This is a genomic window from Flavobacterium lacisediminis (assembly GCF_025909975.1).
Taxonomy (GTDB): Bacteria; Bacteroidota; Bacteroidia; order Flavobacteriales; family Flavobacteriaceae; genus Flavobacterium; species Flavobacterium lacisediminis.
The window spans coordinates 199,424-215,893 of sequence record NZ_JAPCIO010000002.1 but is presented as its reverse complement, the minus strand read 5'-3'; the positions used below and the strand labels follow the sequence as shown (position 1 = coordinate 215,893).

13 protein-coding genes and 1 tRNA gene are annotated in these 16,470 nt (G+C 30.9%); 9 read left to right on the top strand and 5 right to left on the bottom strand.

The genetic code is table 11. The annotated features are described in order from the left end of the window. Nucleotides 1–53 precede the first annotated feature (53 nt). The 9 genes from OJ995_RS03580 to rpe all read left to right on the top strand — a co-directional run bounded on the left by OJ995_RS03580 (nucleotide 54) and on the right by rpe (nucleotide 12,301). The gene (locus tag OJ995_RS03580) at nucleotides 54–1,286 is read left to right on the top strand and encodes a cation:proton antiporter (protein ID WP_264368183.1); all 1,233 of its coding nucleotides are present in this window, start codon (nucleotides 54–56) and stop codon (nucleotides 1,284–1,286) included. Between the two features lie 118 nt (nucleotides 1,287–1,404). After that, entirely contained in the window at nucleotides 1,405–1,674 is a 270-nt protein-coding gene (rpsO, locus tag OJ995_RS03575; RefSeq protein ID WP_026711936.1) for a 30S ribosomal protein S15, read from the top strand. A gap of 137 nt (nucleotides 1,675–1,811) precedes the next feature. After that, nucleotides 1,812–3,971, top strand: coding sequence for a polyribonucleotide nucleotidyltransferase (locus OJ995_RS03570; protein ID WP_264368182.1), 2,160 nt, complete (start codon nucleotides 1,812–1,814; stop codon nucleotides 3,969–3,971). Nucleotides 3,972–4,119: 148 nt separating this feature from the next. Further along, nucleotides 4,120–4,839 (top strand): hypothetical protein, encoded by a 720-nt coding sequence (locus OJ995_RS03565; protein ID WP_264368181.1) that lies wholly within the window; start codon nucleotides 4,120–4,122, stop codon nucleotides 4,837–4,839. 6 nt (nucleotides 4,840–4,845) lie between these two features. Continuing rightward, entirely contained in the window at nucleotides 4,846–7,599 is a 2,754-nt protein-coding gene (locus tag OJ995_RS03560; RefSeq protein ID WP_264368180.1) for a TonB-dependent receptor, read from the top strand. 2 nt (nucleotides 7,600–7,601) lie between these two features. Continuing rightward, nucleotides 7,602–8,792, top strand: coding sequence for a DUF4249 domain-containing protein (locus tag OJ995_RS03555; protein ID WP_264368179.1), 1,191 nt, complete (start codon nucleotides 7,602–7,604; stop codon nucleotides 8,790–8,792). Then, nucleotides 8,789–10,471, top strand: coding sequence for a hypothetical protein (locus OJ995_RS03550; RefSeq protein WP_264368178.1), 1,683 nt, complete (start codon nucleotides 8,789–8,791; stop codon nucleotides 10,469–10,471). Before OJ995_RS03555 ends, OJ995_RS03550 begins: the two co-directional genes overlap by 4 nt. Before the next feature lie 111 nt (nucleotides 10,472–10,582). Beyond that, entirely contained in the window at nucleotides 10,583–11,446 is an 864-nt protein-coding gene (locus tag OJ995_RS03545) for a sigma-70 family RNA polymerase sigma factor (protein WP_166236498.1), read from the top strand. 195 nt (nucleotides 11,447–11,641) lie between these two features. Continuing rightward, the gene (rpe, locus tag OJ995_RS03540; RefSeq protein WP_264368177.1) at nucleotides 11,642–12,301 is read left to right on the top strand and encodes a ribulose-phosphate 3-epimerase; all 660 of its coding nucleotides are present in this window, start codon (nucleotides 11,642–11,644) and stop codon (nucleotides 12,299–12,301) included. A 40-nt stretch (nucleotides 12,302–12,341) separates the two neighbouring features. On the opposite strand, the gene OJ995_RS03535 is transcribed toward rpe, so the two are convergent. The 5 genes from OJ995_RS03535 to ftsZ form a co-directional block, all read right to left on the bottom strand. Further along, nucleotides 12,342–12,761, bottom strand: coding sequence for a CBS domain-containing protein (locus OJ995_RS03535; RefSeq protein WP_264368176.1), 420 nt, complete (start codon nucleotides 12,759–12,761; stop codon nucleotides 12,342–12,344). 69 nt (nucleotides 12,762–12,830) lie between these two features. Continuing rightward, nucleotides 12,831–13,691 carry a zinc-dependent peptidase gene (locus OJ995_RS03530; RefSeq protein ID WP_264368175.1) on the bottom strand — a complete coding sequence of 287 codons (861 nt, stop codon included), beginning with the start codon at nucleotides 13,689–13,691 and terminating at the stop codon, nucleotides 12,831–12,833. An 81-nt stretch (nucleotides 13,692–13,772) separates the two neighbouring features. After that, nucleotides 13,773–13,846: transfer RNA gene (locus OJ995_RS03525), tRNA-Arg, on the bottom strand. A 59-nt stretch (nucleotides 13,847–13,905) separates the two neighbouring features. Next, entirely contained in the window at nucleotides 13,906–14,355 is a 450-nt protein-coding gene (locus OJ995_RS03520) for a GatB/YqeY domain-containing protein (RefSeq protein WP_264368174.1), read from the bottom strand. Between the two features lie 135 nt (nucleotides 14,356–14,490). Continuing rightward, complete coding sequence (ftsZ, locus tag OJ995_RS03515) at nucleotides 14,491–16,464, bottom strand: cell division protein FtsZ (protein ID WP_264368173.1); 1,974 nt, start codon at nucleotides 16,462–16,464, stop codon at nucleotides 14,491–14,493. Nucleotides 16,465–16,470: the final 6 nt, after the last annotated feature.

The following is a 16,470-nucleotide window of genomic DNA, read 5'->3' as shown; positions in this document are numbered from 1 at the left end:
GACTCTTTTTTATACATTTGTCGTGATTATAACTAATTCGACTCTCGCTATTTATGGAATTTAATGTCCCAAGTTTAGAGCTTCCTTTCTTTGCTAATTTATTACTATTACTAGTGTTAGCTCGATTCTTTGGCGAAATCATGGAACGTTTTAAACAACCTGCTATGATTGGTGAAATTTTAGCTGGTGTTCTTTTAGGCCCAACGATTTTAAATTTCATTCATCGAACAGAAGAGCTAAAAGTAATTTCTGAATTAGGGGTTTTCTTATTGGTTATTATTGCAGGTTTAGAAATTCACTTAGACGAAATTGTTAAATCGATGAAAGGTCGAAATATCATTATTTCTGTTTTGGCCTTTTTTCTTCCTATCGTTTCTGGATTTTTAGTAGGACGTTATTTTGAGTTAGACGTGATGTCAACCATATTTATTGGATTGTGTGTTGCTATTACTGCTCTACCAGTTAGTATTCGAATTTTAATGGATTTAGGCAAACTGAATTCGTCGGTGGGACAAAAAATAATCTCAGTTGCTATTTTTGATGATGTTATTGCGCTAACCATTTTAGGTATTTTATTAGACATTAAAGATGTTGAACAAACATTTGCTAACATAACTAATGCTACTTTACTAACACTTTTAAAACTAAGTTGTTTCTTAATTTTGGTTATTGCTACCTATCGTGTCATACGAAATGTATCAAGAGAAGAAAATTTAATTGAAAACAAACTCAATAAGATACTTTCAGTATTAAAAGGAAAAGAATCTCTTTTTGCCGTATTCTTTGTTTTTATTTTGATTTTTGCCACTATTACTGAAAGCATAGGATTACATTTTATTATTGGTGCTTTTTTTGCTTCCATGCTAATTTCAAAAGAATTAGTAGGTGAAAAACATTTAAATACTTTTCACAACACCACAAACAGTATGGCGATGGGATTTTTAGCTCCAATTTTCTTTGCAGGAATTGGGCTAGAATTTCAATTTTCATCCATTGAAAATTATCCATTATTATTTGCCATAATTGCCGTTTCATTTTTATCAAAAATTATTGGTGGATATATTGGTGGACGTTTTGCAAGATTAGACCACAAAGTATCAATAGCTCTTGGATTTGGGTTAAACGCCCGAGGTATTATGGAATTAGTTATTGCTAATATTGCTTACAAAGCTGGTATTATAAATACTGAAATCTTTTCAATGCTTGTTATCATGGGGCTTATAACTACGTTAGCAACACCATTTTTATTAAAAAGAGCCTTCAAAGCTATAGACAAAATAGCTTAATTTTTTTATTTTAAAATAATTCTGAATTCATAATCCATAATTCTAAATTATTTTTATCTTTGCATCCGAATTGCAACAATACAATTCATACATAATAATCATTTAAAATAATATTAGCATGTACTTGACTAAAGAAACTAAAGCTGAAATCTTCGCTAAACACGGAGGAAAAGCTGAAAACACTGGATCTGCTGAAGGGCAAATCGCATTATTTACATTTAGAATTTCTCACTTAACTGAGCACTTGAAAAAAAATCGTCACGATTATAACACTGAGCGTTCATTAGTACTTTTAGTAGGTAAAAGAAGAAGTCTTCTTGACTACTTAAAAAAGAAAGATATCAACAGATATCGTGAAATTATTAAAGAATTGAATATTAGAAAATAATCAACTAAAGGGGCTTCGTGCCCCTTTTTGTTTTATTTATATTGACAGAAAAAGTTTGGTTTTTCATTGGGTTACAAACAACTACACACACAACAACAACACAACTGACCCTTTGTTTAATTTAGAATTAAAAATTTATGATTCCAAAAGTATTCCAAGAAGTTATCGATTTAGGTGACGGAAGAAGCATCACAATCGAAACTGGAAAATTAGCCAAACAAGCAGATGGATCTGTTGTTGTTCGTATGGGCGATGCCATGTTATTAGCAACAGCAGTTTCTGCAAGAACATCAAATCCAGGTGTTGATTTTTTACCTTTAACGGTTGATTATCGTGAAAAATTTGCAGCAGCAGGTCGTTTCCCTGGTGGTTTCTTCAAAAGAGAAGCGCGTCCAAGTGACAGTGAAGTATTAACAATGAGATTAGTAGACCGTGTATTGCGTCCACTTTTCCCAGATGATTACCATGCTGAAACACAAGTAATGATTCAATTAATGTCGCATGACGAAAATGTTATGCCAGATGCATTAGCTGGATTAGCAGCTTCTGCAGCATTAGCTGTTTCAGACATTCCTTTTTATAACTTAATTTCTGAAGTTCGTGTTGCACGTATCGACGGAAAATTCGTTATCAATCCAAGCAGAGAAGAATTAGCACAATCAGACATCGACATGATGATTGGAGCTTCTATGGATTCTGTTGCGATGGTTGAAGGAGAAATGAAAGAAATTTCAGAAGCAGAAATGGTAGAAGCTATTAAATTTGCTCACGAAGCTATCAAAATTCAAATTCAAGCACAAGAGCGTTTAAGAGCAGCTATTGGTTCTCCTGCTTATAGAGAATATGAAGGCGAAAAAGAAGATGAAGCTATTTACAAAAAAGTAAAAGCAGCTGCATATGACAAATGTTATGCAATTGCTCAAGAAGCTTCTGGAAAAAGTGAAAGAGGCGAAAAATTCGCAGCTGTAAAAGAAGAAGTAAAAGCTTTATTTACAGAAGAAGAATTAGCTGAAAACGGAGATTTAGTAGGGAAATATTTCTACAAAACTAATAAAGAAGCTGTTCGTAATGTAATCTTAGAAAAAGGGTTGCGTTTAGACGGAAGAAAAACAACTGAAATCAGACCAATTTGGTGTGAAACAGATTATTTACCTTCTGTTCACGGTTCGTCTTTATTTACACGTGGAGAAACGCAAGCATTAGCTACTGTAACTTTAGGAACTTCAAGAGAAGCTAACCAAATAGATTCTCCATCTGAACAAGGTGAAGAAAAATTCTATTTACACTATAACTTCCCTCCTTTCTCAACTGGTGAAGCAAAACCTTTAAGAGGGACTTCAAGAAGAGAAGTAGGACATGGAAATTTAGCACAAAGAGCTTTAAAAAATATGATTCCTGCAGATTGTCCTTATACAATTCGTATCGTTTCTGAAGTATTAGAATCTAACGGTTCATCTTCAATGGCTACGGTTTGTGCTGGTACTATGGCATTAATGGATGCTGGAGTTCAAATGGTAAAACCAGTATCTGGTATTGCTATGGGATTAATTACTGATGGTGAAAAATTTGCTGTATTGTCTGATATTTTAGGTGATGAGGATCACTTAGGAGATATGGACTTTAAAGTAACTGGAACTGCTGACGGTATTACAGCATGTCAAATGGACATCAAAATTGATGGTTTACGTTATGACATCATGGAACAAGCTTTAGGCCAAGCACGCGATGGGCGTATGCATATTTTAGGTAAATTAACTGAAACTATTGCAACTCCTAGAGCTGAAGTAAAACCAAAAGCACCAAAAATTATTACAAGAACTATTCCTGGAGCTTTCATTGGAGCGTTAATTGGACCTGGTGGAAAAGTAATTCAAGAATTACAAAAAGCTACTGGAACTACAATCGTTATCAATGAAGTAGATGAACAAGGTGTAGTAGAAATTTTAGGAACTAATCCTGATGGTATTGCTGCAGTATTAGCTAAAATTGATTCTATCATTTTCAAACCAGTAATGGGAGAAGCTTATGAAGTGAAAGTAATTAAAATGTTAGATTTTGGAGCTGTTGTAGAATATACACAAGCACCAGGAAATGAAGTTTTATTACATGTATCTGAATTAGCTTGGGAAAGAACTGAAAACGTAACTGACGTTGTGAATATGGGTGACGTATTTATGGTAAAATACCTAGGTGTTGACCCTAAAACACGTAAAGAAAAAGTGTCTAGAAAAGCACTTTTACCTAGACCACCAAGAGAAGAAAGACCTATCGAGAAAAAAGACAACCCTCAAGGTTAATATAGTTAAGTTAATTCATAAAAAGCCCCGATTTTAAATATAAAATCGGGGCTTTTGAATTTTAAAAATTTAAAATATTTATATGTAAGAATAATTTTAACATTTTTGTTTTGGAAAATTAACTAACTTGCCGAAAATTCTTATAAACATGAAAAAAAAGACATGTTACCAACTTTTTTTTATAATTATACTTTTATTAAATTCTACATTATATTCTCAGAATAAAATAGAAGAATTCTTTGACAATACAGTAGGAAAAGAAAACCTACCGCTAAATAATGGCTTCTTTTATTTTAATACATTCAAAACATTAGATACACATCAGTTTTATCATATAAATAAATATTCTCAAGGTGAATTAATTTATGATAATCAATTTTATAATACAGTAAATTTAAAATATGATATCTTCAATGATGCTATTATTTTCAAACCTTATGGAGAATCTGAAAATTTTGGAATTATTCTAATTAAGGACAAAGTTTTACAATTCACACTAAACAATAGAAAATTCATAAATTTAAATCTTGTTACAAAAGATACTATCAAAAATATTAGAGGATATTATGAAGAAAATTTTAAAGGAAAGGAATTTCTATTTTATATAAAACACAAAAAAGACCGAAGAGATTTTATAAAAAATCAAATTTTTTATTCTGATTTTGACATTTATAATGAATTTTTAATTTTTTCTAAAGGTGAATATTTTGAAATAAACGGGAAAAAAGATCTAACAATTTTATTTCCTAATTACAAAAAAGAAATAAACATCTTTTATTCAGAAAATTCAAAATTAGCAAAAGACAATAAAACAGAATTTTATGAAAAAATTGTCCGATTTATTGATCAATTAACCCTTATCAAATAAGTCAATATGAAAAAATTACTTTGCATTCTTTTTCTGTTTTTTTTCTTATCATCATCCGCTCAACAAGACACAATTGTTTCTATAGAAATCAATGCTATAAGCATAAATGAAGCTATAAGGCAAATTGAAAAACAAACTGATTATTCATTTTTCTATCAAAATAATTGGTTGAAAAATGATTCTATTTCTATAAATGAAAAATTTGAAAAAACAACAATTGACTTTGTCTTAAAACATATATTTAAAGACACTAATCTAAATTTTTATATTCATAAAAAACAAGTAATACTTACACAAAACAGCGTTATTTATGATAAAGTCGCTCATGATTTTATAGAAGCGAAAGAAAATAGCCCAATAACAGTAAAACCTATTCTTATACAAGAAACTGAGAAAAGCAGCAACAATGCAGATGAAAAAGTTAACGAATTAATTGTAATTGGAAAAGAATCTGTTAGCAAACAAAAAATCACTTATGAAATATCGGGTTTTGTATTAAATAAAAAAAGTGGTATTCCCATACCAGAAGCCAATATTAAAATCCAAAACAAAACAATCACAACTACAAATGACAAGGGTTTTTACAGAATGATGTTACCTTATGGAAAACACGCTATTGAAATTGATGCATCAGGGTATAAAATAACTAAGTTGACTATTGTTGCTTATGGCAATGGAACCAAAAACTTCAGTATAAATGAAGCTATAACAGAATTAAATGAAATTATCATTGAAGCTGGAAGTGACAAAAATGTAAAAAGCACTTCTTCTGGCGTGACTTCAATTAACATGGAAGATGTCAAAAGTGTTCCTATGGTTTTAGGAGAGAGAGATATTTTAAAAGTAGCCACAACATTACCAGGGATAAAAACCACTGGAGAAGGCTCTGCTGGTGTAAATGTAAGAGGTGGAAAAGAAGACCAAAATCTTTTTCTTTTAGACAATGCAACCATATATAATCCATCTCATTTTTTTGGCTTTTTCTCTTCAATAAACCCATACGTAATAAAGAATGCTGAAATCTATAAAGGAAGCATACCTGCTGAATTCGGCGGCCGATTATCTTCGGTATTTGATATTAAATCAAAAAATGGAAATACTGATAAAATTAGTGGAGAAGGCGGAATTGGACCAGTTACAAGTAACTTAACAATAAATGCACCTATTGTAAAAGGAAAATCAAGTATCCTATTTGGTGGACGCGCAACATACTCTGATTGGATTGTAAAAGAAATTGATAATCCAGAAATTAAAAATAGTAAAGCTTCATTTTATGATTTAATCGTAAAATACAATCATCAATTATCTAAAAAAACAACTTTAGAATCTACCATATATTATAGTAAAGACCTTTTTAACTTAACTTCAGATTCCACATATACATATAGCAATAGAATTCTAACTCTAAATGGAAAACACACATTTAACGAAAAAAATAAAGCCGAATTTGGCATTACGAATTCGGAATATAAATTTGGGATAAATTTTGACAAAAACAACCAAAAATCATTTGATTTTGGATTCAAAGTAAACGAAACCAAGTTAATTTACAAAGGGCTTTATACCTATAGCAATATTCATAAATTTACTTATGGAATTAATTCAACGCTTTATAATATTAATCCTGGCACACTAACTCCAACAGATGAGAATTCACTCATAGAATATCAATCAATCCAAAAAGAAAAAGGATTAGAGAGTGCTTTCTTTATAACAGACAACATAACTGTTACTAAAAATTTATCTGTAAATTTAGGAATACGTTTTTCAAATTTTCTAGCACTCGGTCCTTCGACGCAAAGAAAATATGAAGAAGGAATGCCAACAACTGATCAAAATATAATTTCTGAAACCAACTATAAGAATAATGAATTAGTTAAATCTTACAATGGTTTAGAATATAGAATTGCTCTAAGACAACTTCTTTCCGAAACTATTTCATTAAAATTAAGTTACGATACAAACTATCAATATTTACATAAACTTTCTACAAACACTACACAATCCCCAACTGACACATGGAAACTAGCGGATCTAAATATTAAACCTAGCTATGGACAACAAGTTTCATTGGGAATTTTTAAAAATTTCAAAGGACAACCTTATGAAATTAGTTTAGAAACTTATTATAAAAAGTCTACAAACATCTTAGATTACAAAGTAGGTGCTGAACTAATTTTGAATAATCACATAGAGACAGAAGTACTTCAAGGAGAAGGTAAATCTTATGGAATAGAATTGCTTTTAAAAAAATCAAGCGGAAGACTTAATGGCTGGATTGGCTATAGCTATTCTAGGTCACTCATAAAACTAGACAGCAAGTTTAATGAAGAAGTTATTAATAATGGAGAATATTTCCCAACTAACTTTGATAAACCTCATGATTTAAGTCTAATTTTAAATTATAAATTCACTAAGCGATATAGTCTATCAACTAATTTCATTTATCAAACTGGAAGACCAATTACATATCCAATTGGAACATATGAATTCGGAGGAAATCAATACACATTGTACAGTGATAGAAATGAATTTAGAGTTCCTGATTATTATAGATTGGACATAGGATTCAATATTGAAGGCAATCATAAAATAAAAAAACTAGCGCATAGTTATTGGAATATATCAATTTATAATGTATTAGGACGCAACAATCCTTATTCCATTTATTTTGTTACCGAAGAAGGAAAAATTAAAGCCTACCAAACTAGCATTTTTTCAATTCCCGTACCTACAATTACTTATAATTTTAAATTTTAGTTATGAAAGTAAGTCAAAAAATAAAGAAAAGTTTATTAGTAATAATAATACTGTTTAACATTTACAGTTGTACAGAACCATATGCATTACAATCAAATAACTATCAAAATTATTTGGTTGTAGAAGCTACATTAACAAATGGTTTGAAAAAACAAGAAGTAAAATTAACAAGAACTTATCGCTTAGAGGAAAATGAACCTTCCATTGAAGAAAATGCAGATGTTAAAGTTTTTGGAGATGACGGTTCTGTTTTCCGATTTACTCAACAAGGTGAAACGTACATATCGATTGATGAATTTGAACCTTTACCTAATGTTGCTTATCGTTTAGAGATTGAAACATCAAATGGAAGAAAATATATTTCAACAGAACAAATACTTCCTTCTGTTTCAAACTTAGAATCAGTTGTTGCGGTAAGAAAAAGTAATGATTTAGGAACTGAAGGAGTGGAAATTCAAGCCAATAGCTTTGACCCAAATAACAACACAAATTTCTATCGATATACTTTTGAAGAAACTTACAAAGTAATTGTGCCTTATTGGTCACCAAACAATATTAGAATATTAGAAGACAATACTATTGAATTTTATTTAAGAGATGGCGAAACTAGGACTTGTTATTCAAGTAACAAATCTAATTCAATTGCTTTAGAAAACACATCTAACTATGTTGAAGATCGTGTTTCAAATTTCCCAATCCAATTTATACCTCAATCCGATTATAAAATTGCTAATAGATATAGTATAATTGTTTATCAATATGTCCATAATGCTACTTCATTTGAATTTTATAAAAACTTAAAAAACTTATCAGATGATGGTAGTAATTTATCTCAAATTCAACCTGGCTTAATTCCTAGCAACATCAGATGCTTACAACAACCGAATGAAATTGTAGTAGGCTTATTTGATATTGCCTCTGTTTCAAGTAAAAGAATCTTTTTTAACTACGAAGATCTTTTTCCTGATTCAAACCCTCCAGGATTTTTATATGAATGTACTGGAAGAACCTTTAATCCATCAGATTTTGACCCTTTAAATTCAAACGATGGTTTTTATGCTTTAAAAGCATATGTAAGAAGTAATAGATTATTATTTTATAGAGAATCCGCAGGTCTTTATTTAATGGTAATACCTTATTGTGGTGATTGCACAACCTTTTCTTCAAATATAATACCTCCATTTTGGCAATGAGAAAATATTTAATTTTACTGGCTATCACTTTTGGATGGCATTCTATTAGTTTAGCTCAAAACAACTATTTTGAAAGCGAAGCAATTTTTCTGCACACAAATGAAACAACATTTATTACAGGAGAAACATTACTGTATAAAATTTATTGTTTAAATGCTAATTCAAAAGAATTAAGCAACATAAGTAAAATTGCTTATGTAGAAATTATCGATAAAAACGGCACCTGTATAAACAGAAATAAGATAGTATTAAATAAAGGTATTGGTGCCAACGAAATTTTTATTAATACCACATTCAACACAGGAAACTACAAGCTAATTGCATACACAAATTGGATGCAAAATAATTCAAAAACAAAATATTTTGAAACCGAAATTTCAATTATAAATCCATTTTTACCTCATAAAAATATTGGCAACAATATTAATATTAAAAATCAGGAATTATTAAATGAAAATCATTTGAAAAATGATGATGTAACTATTAAACTTTTAAAAAGTAATTTTTCCAAAAGAGACAAGGTTGAATTAGAAATTATTTCAAATTCACAAAAATATACTGATGGTAATTTTTCAATTTCAATTAGAAAAATAGATGGTCTAAATTTCAACAAAGCTATTAACAGTATTAATTTTTTAAAAAACAGCACTGATAACTTTATCAATTCTTCAACTATTAAGCACTTACCTGAGCTAAGAGGCGAATTACTATCTGGTAAAATTACAACTAACGATGTTAATAAAACAATTAGCGATAAACACATTGGATTATCAACTATTGGAGAACCATTTGATTTAAAAATTGTAAAAACTAAAAATAATGGAGAATTTTACTTTATTTTAGATCAAAATTTAAAAAAAGAAAGTGTTATTCTACAAATTTTTGAAAGTGAATTAAATGATTATCAAATTACTTTAAATCAACCAACAAAAGCTGAATTTAACAACACTACATTCGAAAATAATTTAATAATTTCAGATAAAAACATCACTGATATAGAAGCAAGAATGGTTGCTTCTCAAATAACAAATGCATACACTATTAAAGATAGTTTAAAAACAAATTCTTCAAAAATTAAACCTTTTTATGACGGTAATGCAAAGGAATATATTCTAGATAATTATAAACGATTTCCTACTTTTAAGGAAACAATTATAGAAATTGTTCCAGCCGTATATTTTAAAGAAAACGAAGGTAACTACACTTTACACATAAGAGATTATATTACCTCAGGAGAATCATTTGGAAGCACATTAGTATTAGTTGACGGACTGTTATTACAAGATGTAAATGAACTTTTCAACTATAACACAAATAATATTTATAAAATAAGTGTTATAAACAAAGCTTATTCTTATGGCTCAAAAATTTTTAGTGGTGTTGTATCTATTACCACATTCAACAGAGAATACACACCTAAATCAAAAAACATATTACCTATACAAATAGAACGATGTAACGAAATCAAATCATTTCAACCTTTTCTATATGAGTCGGGAAAAGATCTAACACGTTTCCCTGATTTTAGATATCAACTAGCTTGGGATGATAATGTAAAAATCGGTAAACCATTTCATTTTTATACTTCAGATATTGAAGGGAAATTTGAAATAAGTTTAGAAGGTTTTTCATCAAAAGGAGAACCCGTTTCTATTAAAGAATATTTTGAAGTCAAATAACAAAAAACTGATTTTAAGTGATTTGAAAAATATTTTACAATTCTTTGTAACTTTTTTGTAACCTGCTACGTATAACTACCAGAACTTTTAAAAAGTAAGGAGAAAAATTCAATGAGACAACTTAAAATTACCAAGCAGGTTACCAATCGTGAAACCGCTTCCTTAGACAAATACCTACAAGAAATTGGAAAAGTTGACCTTATTACTGCTGACGAAGAAGTAGAATTAGCACAAAGAATTAAAGCCGGAGATCAACGCGCTTTAGAAAAATTAACAAAAGCTAATTTACGTTTCGTAGTTTCAGTAGCAAAACAATATCAAAATCAAGGACTTACACTTCCTGATTTAATTAACGAAGGAAATTTAGGATTAATAAAAGCCGCACAACGTTTTGATGAAACACGTGGATTCAAATTCATTTCATATGCTGTATGGTGGATTCGTCAGTCGATTCTTCAAGCTTTAGCAGAACAATCTCGTATCGTACGTTTACCGTTGAATAAAATTGGTTCTATCAATAAAATCAATAAAATGTATGCGTTATTAGAGCAATCTCAAGAGCGTGCTCCTTCTGCAGAAGAAATTGCAAAAGAATTAGACATGACGGTTAATGATGTAAAAGAGTCAATGAAAAACTCGGGTCGTCATTTATCAATGGATGCTCCACTTGTTGAAGGTGAAGATTCAAACTTATACGACGTTTTACGTTCAGGTGAATCTCCAAATCCAGATAGAGAATTAATTCACGAATCATTACAAACTGAAATCGAAAGAGCATTAGAAACATTAACTCCAAGAGAGGCCGATGTTGTTCGTTTGTATTTTGGTTTAGGTGACCAACACCCAATGACTTTAGAAGAAATTGGAGAAACTTTCGACTTAACTCGTGAGCGTGTTCGTCAAATTAAAGAGAAAGCTATCAGAAGATTAAAACATACTTCTAGAAGTAAAATATTAAAAACATATTTAGGATAACACTTCGACAAGCTCAGTGTGACACTATAAAGACAACAACAGTCTAAGACTGTTCGTTTTTTGATTGATGATTGAAACCTCGGCTGATTACCGAGGTTTTATTTTTTGCATCATTCAAACTTTTAAACTCATAATCTTTTAAACTTTTAAACTAAAAACTATCTTTGCACTCAACAACACACACTTTACAAGTTTATGAAAAATACACTTATTGCTCCATCAGTTCTTGCAGCTGATTTTGCTAATTTACAACGCGACATCGAAATGATTAATGCTAGTGAAGCGGATTGGTTTCACATTGATATTATGGATGGCGTTTTTGTTCCAAATATCTCTTTTGGAATGCCTGTTTTAGATGCAATCAACAAACATGCTAAAAAAACAATCGATGTTCACTTGATGATTGTTGACCCAGATAGATATATTACAACTTTTAAAAAATTAGGAGCTGATGTTTTGACGGTTCATTACGAAGCTTGTACTCATTTACATAGAACACTTCAGGCAATCAAAGCAGAAGGCATGAAAGCTGGAGTAGCTTTAAATCCACACACTAACGTAGATTTATTAGAAGATGTGATTCAAGATATAGATTTAGTGTGTATTATGAGTGTGAATCCTGGTTTTGGAGGTCAATCTTTCATTGAAAACACTTATGCTAAAGTTGAAAAACTAAAAGCATTAATTAATAGAAAAAATGCATCTACTTTAATTGAAATTGATGGCGGTGTAACCAATAAAAACGCAAAACAATTAGCTGATGCAGGAGCTGATGTTTTAGTAGCTGGAAGTTATGTTTTTGGAGCTCAAGACCCAATTGCCACCATTGCAGATTTAAAACAAATAACAAAATAATTCAAAAAAAGCCTAACATTTAACTGTTAGGCTTTTTAATTTAATATTGATCGATTAGGTATTTAATTAAATCGGTTGTGGTTATAATTCCTACTAACAATTCTCCTTCACATACAGGAAGAGCATGAAACTCTTTTGTGGCTAAAATTTGGGCTGCTTCCTTAATGGTAGTATCTGGTGAAATAGAAACTATTTTTTTTGCCATTACTTGCTCCACAGTAAACATGTTATAAACTGTAGTATCTACAACGTCTTCGTCATCATCAATAGCATCTGCAAATGAAATACGGAGCAAATCGGTATAACTCAACATTCCAACAATTTTATTACTGTAAACCACCGGAATGTGTCTAATGTGGTACTTTTTGAACAAGCTTTCCGCTTTTGTTAAATCATCTGATAAGTTCAACTTCACTACATTTTTTGTCATGATAGTTGACACGGGAACTTTTTGTTTCATAATACCGAAATTTTAATGACATAAAGTTACTCAATATATCGCCACAAAAACATGATAGATATCAGTATTTTAAACTATAGATGAAATAAAATACTTTTCATTATAGTTAATCATATGCTTGACTTTCAAGAATATAGAAGGGAATTTAGATTTAAATTCTTGAGGTGATTCAAAAAAATATTCTAATAAAACCGCGACAAACTCAAACTGATTTTCGTAAGCATAATCTCTTAAAAATCCAGATTCAATTAAACGTTGCTTGACTTCAGGTTTTGAAACTACACGAAATAAATTTTGAAGCGATTCGTTGAACAAAACAAAAGTTGCTTTATCACTTTTTAATGCATAAATATGAAAAGCATGGGTAAATTCATGTAATCCTAAATTCAAATTATCATTTGTGATATCAATCCCTTCTTTAAAGTGTTTCCAAGAAAAAACAATGCATTCCATTCTTGGATTAAACTCTCCTTTATGGTAATTATCATTTTGAGATGAATAATAAATATCCGGATAAACAACAATTCGCTTGAACAATGGATTTAAATATTCGCGCATTCCAAAAGTTAACATTACATAGGTTGCTGATATAGTTACTTTCATTTCTTCGGTAATTTCTATATCTCTACCTTCAAAATTATAATGCAAGATTAACTTAGCTACTCTATGCTCGAAATATCTTTTGTATTTAGGTTTTAATCGATTGTAAAAATGAAAATTTGTTGTCAATATTTGCTTTCTAGAATCATTTAACTTTAAAAAATTTACATTAGCAAACACCACTAAAGGTTTTTTATAATTACGTAGATAAACAATCTCTGTTACATAAAAAGCAAAAGCAAAAAAGATAGCCGCAAAAGGAGCCACGACAACAAACATAGCAATGTAATCAGCTAAAAATAATTCGTGTTCTATAGGTTGTGGATTCATATATTTGGGACTATTTTACAAATAACGTAAAATAATGTGTTTAAAAAAAAATAAACGCCAAGAAATCTTGACGTTTATTTGTGACCTCGGCAGGGTTCGAACCTGCAACCCTCAGAGCCGAAATCTGATATTCTATCCAGTTGAACTACGAAGCCTTTTTAGTGATAAGTGAATAGTAACTATTGATTAGCTAATTACTATTCACTAGTTACTTTTATACTAATAATTTCTTTACAATTCCAGAAATTACTTTCCCTTCTGCTTGTCCTCCTATTTGAGCTGAAGCTAATCCCATAACTTTTCCCATTGAAGCAATACCTGAAGCTCCTGTTTCAGCTATGATTTTAGCAATAATTGCTTCTACTTCTTCTTCTGATAACTGAGCTGGCAAGAATTTTTCAATTACAGCAATTTGTGCTAATTCTGGTTCCGCTAAATCAGGACGATTTTGCTCTGTGAAAATAGTAGCACTATCCTTACGCATTTTAACCAAACGTTGTAACATTTTAATTTCTTGATCTTCTGACAAACCATCTCCTGCACCAGCTTCTGTTTTGGCTAAAATAATTGCCGATTTGATAGCTCTTAATGCTTCTAAAGCCACACTATCTTTTGCCTTCATGGCTTCCTTCATGTGATCCATGATTTTTGCTTCTAAACTCATATTGTATTTTTTATTTATTGTAGTTGATTTATGTCCAAACCCTAGAAAAAGGTTTTACAAACATGGTGCAAAGGTAATAAAAAAACCCGAAAATTGCTCTTCGGGTTTCTTAGTGTAGGTTAGTTTGTTGTAGATTTAATCCACATTATCGTGTAGGAATGAATTGTTTGAACGCAATTGAATATCGTCGTTGCTATCAGTTCCTAAAGACATTCTAGATTGATTGCTAGCAGTGTTTGGTGTAGATGTTACATCAAACCCCATTCTTTTATAGGCAGGAATTCTTTCAAACTCATCAATTTGCGAAGCACTATTGTTGAATTTATGATTGAATTCTTTCATTTTTCTTTTACGTTCGTCGGCTCTAAGTTTTAATGTATCTTCGATTGACATTTCTAAAGGCGAAGTATTGTCTAATTGATGTGCATCTTCAAATTTTTGAACATTCGTTTTCATAGTGAAGTTTAACTCTTCATCAATTGGTTCAGCTACAATTTCGACTGGCTTAGAAGCTACTAATTCGTTTTCTTTTTCTAAATAATCCTCTAACGAATATTTGATAATTCCGTTTTGATTAACTTCTGTAACCGGAACAACGTTTATTGGATCTTTTACTTCCATAGCACGTGTTTCAGGCGTTAATTCGAAAACAATTGTATTCTCTTTAACTTCTTCTTTTGCAGCGAATAAATCCAAAGAAAAACTCACTTCTTCAGTTGCTACAACAAATTCTGGATCTTTTACTTCGATTTCTCTGATTTGTGGTGTAATGATTTCGAAAGTTGGCGCTACATTTGGGCTAACTACTTCAAAAGTTACATCAATATTCTTTAAAAACTCAGTTGTAGGAACTAAATCAATTGCTGCTACTGGTGTATGAATTTCGAAAACTGGCTCTTCAACTTCTTCTTCTAAAGTAAAAACAACTTTTTGTTCTACTACTTCGTCACAAATTGGATTGATGATATCTGATTTAATTTCTGTTTCAATTGGAGATTCAAAAATTGGCTCATTAACCGGAAGACTCGCAATTGTTTTATTCAACAATTCGTGAACAATTTTTTGTTCGTCTTCTAAAGAATGAATAATTTTCTTAGGCTCCGTATTAACGATTTCTGCTTGTTGCTCGATATTAAAACCTGTAGCAATTACCGTTACCGAAATTGCTTCACCTAAAGCTTCTTCTTCACCAACACCCATGATGATGTTTGCGTTGTAACCTGCTTCAGACTGAATGAAATCATTGATTTCTCCGATTTCATCGATTGTAATTTCGTTAGCTTCATCAGTTCCAGAAACGATTAACAACAATACGTTTTTAGCACCAGTAATCTTATTATCGTTTAATAATGGAGAATCTAATGCGCTTGAAATTGCTTGTTTTGCTCTATCTGAACCCGATGCAGTTGCAGAACCCATGATTGCTGTTCCGCTGTTTGACAACACGGTTTTAGCATCTTTAAGGTCAATATTTTGAGTATAGTGGTGCGTAATAACTTCAGCAATTCCTCTTGACGCAGTAGCTAACACTTCGTCAGCCTTTGAGAAACCAGCTTTGAAACCTAAGTTTCCGTATACTTCACGTAATTTATTATTATTGATAACAACTAAAGAATCTACTTGTTTACGTAAACGTTCAACTCCAGCTAACGCTTGCTCAGAGCGAACTTTTCCTTCAAATTGAAAAGGAATCGTAACAATACCCACTGTTAAAATGTCGCGCTCTTTTGCCAATTGCGCAATTACAGGAGCTGCACCAGTTCCAGTTCCTCCACCCATTCCTGCGGTGATGAAAACCATTTTGGTGTTGCTGTCCAACATTTTCTCAATTTCGGCGATACTTTCTATTGCAGATTGTTGACCTACTTCAGGGTTTGCACCCGCACCTAATCCTTCGGTAAGGTTAACACCCAACTGAATTTTATTTGGTACTGGACTATTTTGCAATGCCTGAGAATCAGTATTACAAACTATAAAATCAACACCTTTAATGCCTTGCTTAAACATGTGGTTTATGGCATTACTACCTCCACCTCCAACGCCAATTACTTTAATTACGTTAGATTGGTTTTTAGGTAAATCGAATGAAATGTTTCCAAATTCTGACATAGTATC

What these genes read in the sequence shown, in the direction of transcription:
- OJ995_RS03580 (WP_264368183.1), top strand. Translation starts at nt 54, where the DNA reads ATGGAATTTAATGTCCCAAGTTTAGAGCTTCCTTTCTTTGCTAATTTA.
- rpsO (WP_026711936.1), top strand. Translation starts at nt 1,405, where the DNA reads ATGTACTTGACTAAAGAAACTAAAGCTGAAATCTTCGCTAAACACGGA.
- OJ995_RS03570 (WP_264368182.1), top strand. Translation starts at nt 1,812, where the DNA reads ATGATTCCAAAAGTATTCCAAGAAGTTATCGATTTAGGTGACGGAAGA.
- OJ995_RS03565 (WP_264368181.1), top strand. Translation starts at nt 4,120, where the DNA reads ATGAAAAAAAAGACATGTTACCAACTTTTTTTTATAATTATACTTTTA.
- OJ995_RS03560 (WP_264368180.1), top strand. Translation starts at nt 4,846, where the DNA reads ATGAAAAAATTACTTTGCATTCTTTTTCTGTTTTTTTTCTTATCATCA.
- OJ995_RS03555 (WP_264368179.1), top strand. Translation starts at nt 7,602, where the DNA reads ATGAAAGTAAGTCAAAAAATAAAGAAAAGTTTATTAGTAATAATAATA.
- OJ995_RS03550 (WP_264368178.1), top strand. Translation starts at nt 8,789, where the DNA reads ATGAGAAAATATTTAATTTTACTGGCTATCACTTTTGGATGGCATTCT.
- OJ995_RS03545 (WP_166236498.1), top strand. Translation starts at nt 10,583, where the DNA reads ATGAGACAACTTAAAATTACCAAGCAGGTTACCAATCGTGAAACCGCT.
- rpe (WP_264368177.1), top strand. Translation starts at nt 11,642, where the DNA reads ATGAAAAATACACTTATTGCTCCATCAGTTCTTGCAGCTGATTTTGCT.
- OJ995_RS03535 (WP_264368176.1), bottom strand. Translation starts at nt 12,761, where the DNA reads ATGAAACAAAAAGTTCCCGTGTCAACTATCATGACAAAAAATGTAGTG.
- OJ995_RS03530 (WP_264368175.1), bottom strand. Translation starts at nt 13,691, where the DNA reads ATGAATCCACAACCTATAGAACACGAATTATTTTTAGCTGATTACATT.
- OJ995_RS03520 (WP_264368174.1), bottom strand. Translation starts at nt 14,355, where the DNA reads ATGAGTTTAGAAGCAAAAATCATGGATCACATGAAGGAAGCCATGAAG.
- ftsZ (WP_264368173.1), bottom strand. Translation starts at nt 16,464, where the DNA reads ATGTCAGAATTTGGAAACATTTCATTCGATTTACCTAAAAACCAATCT.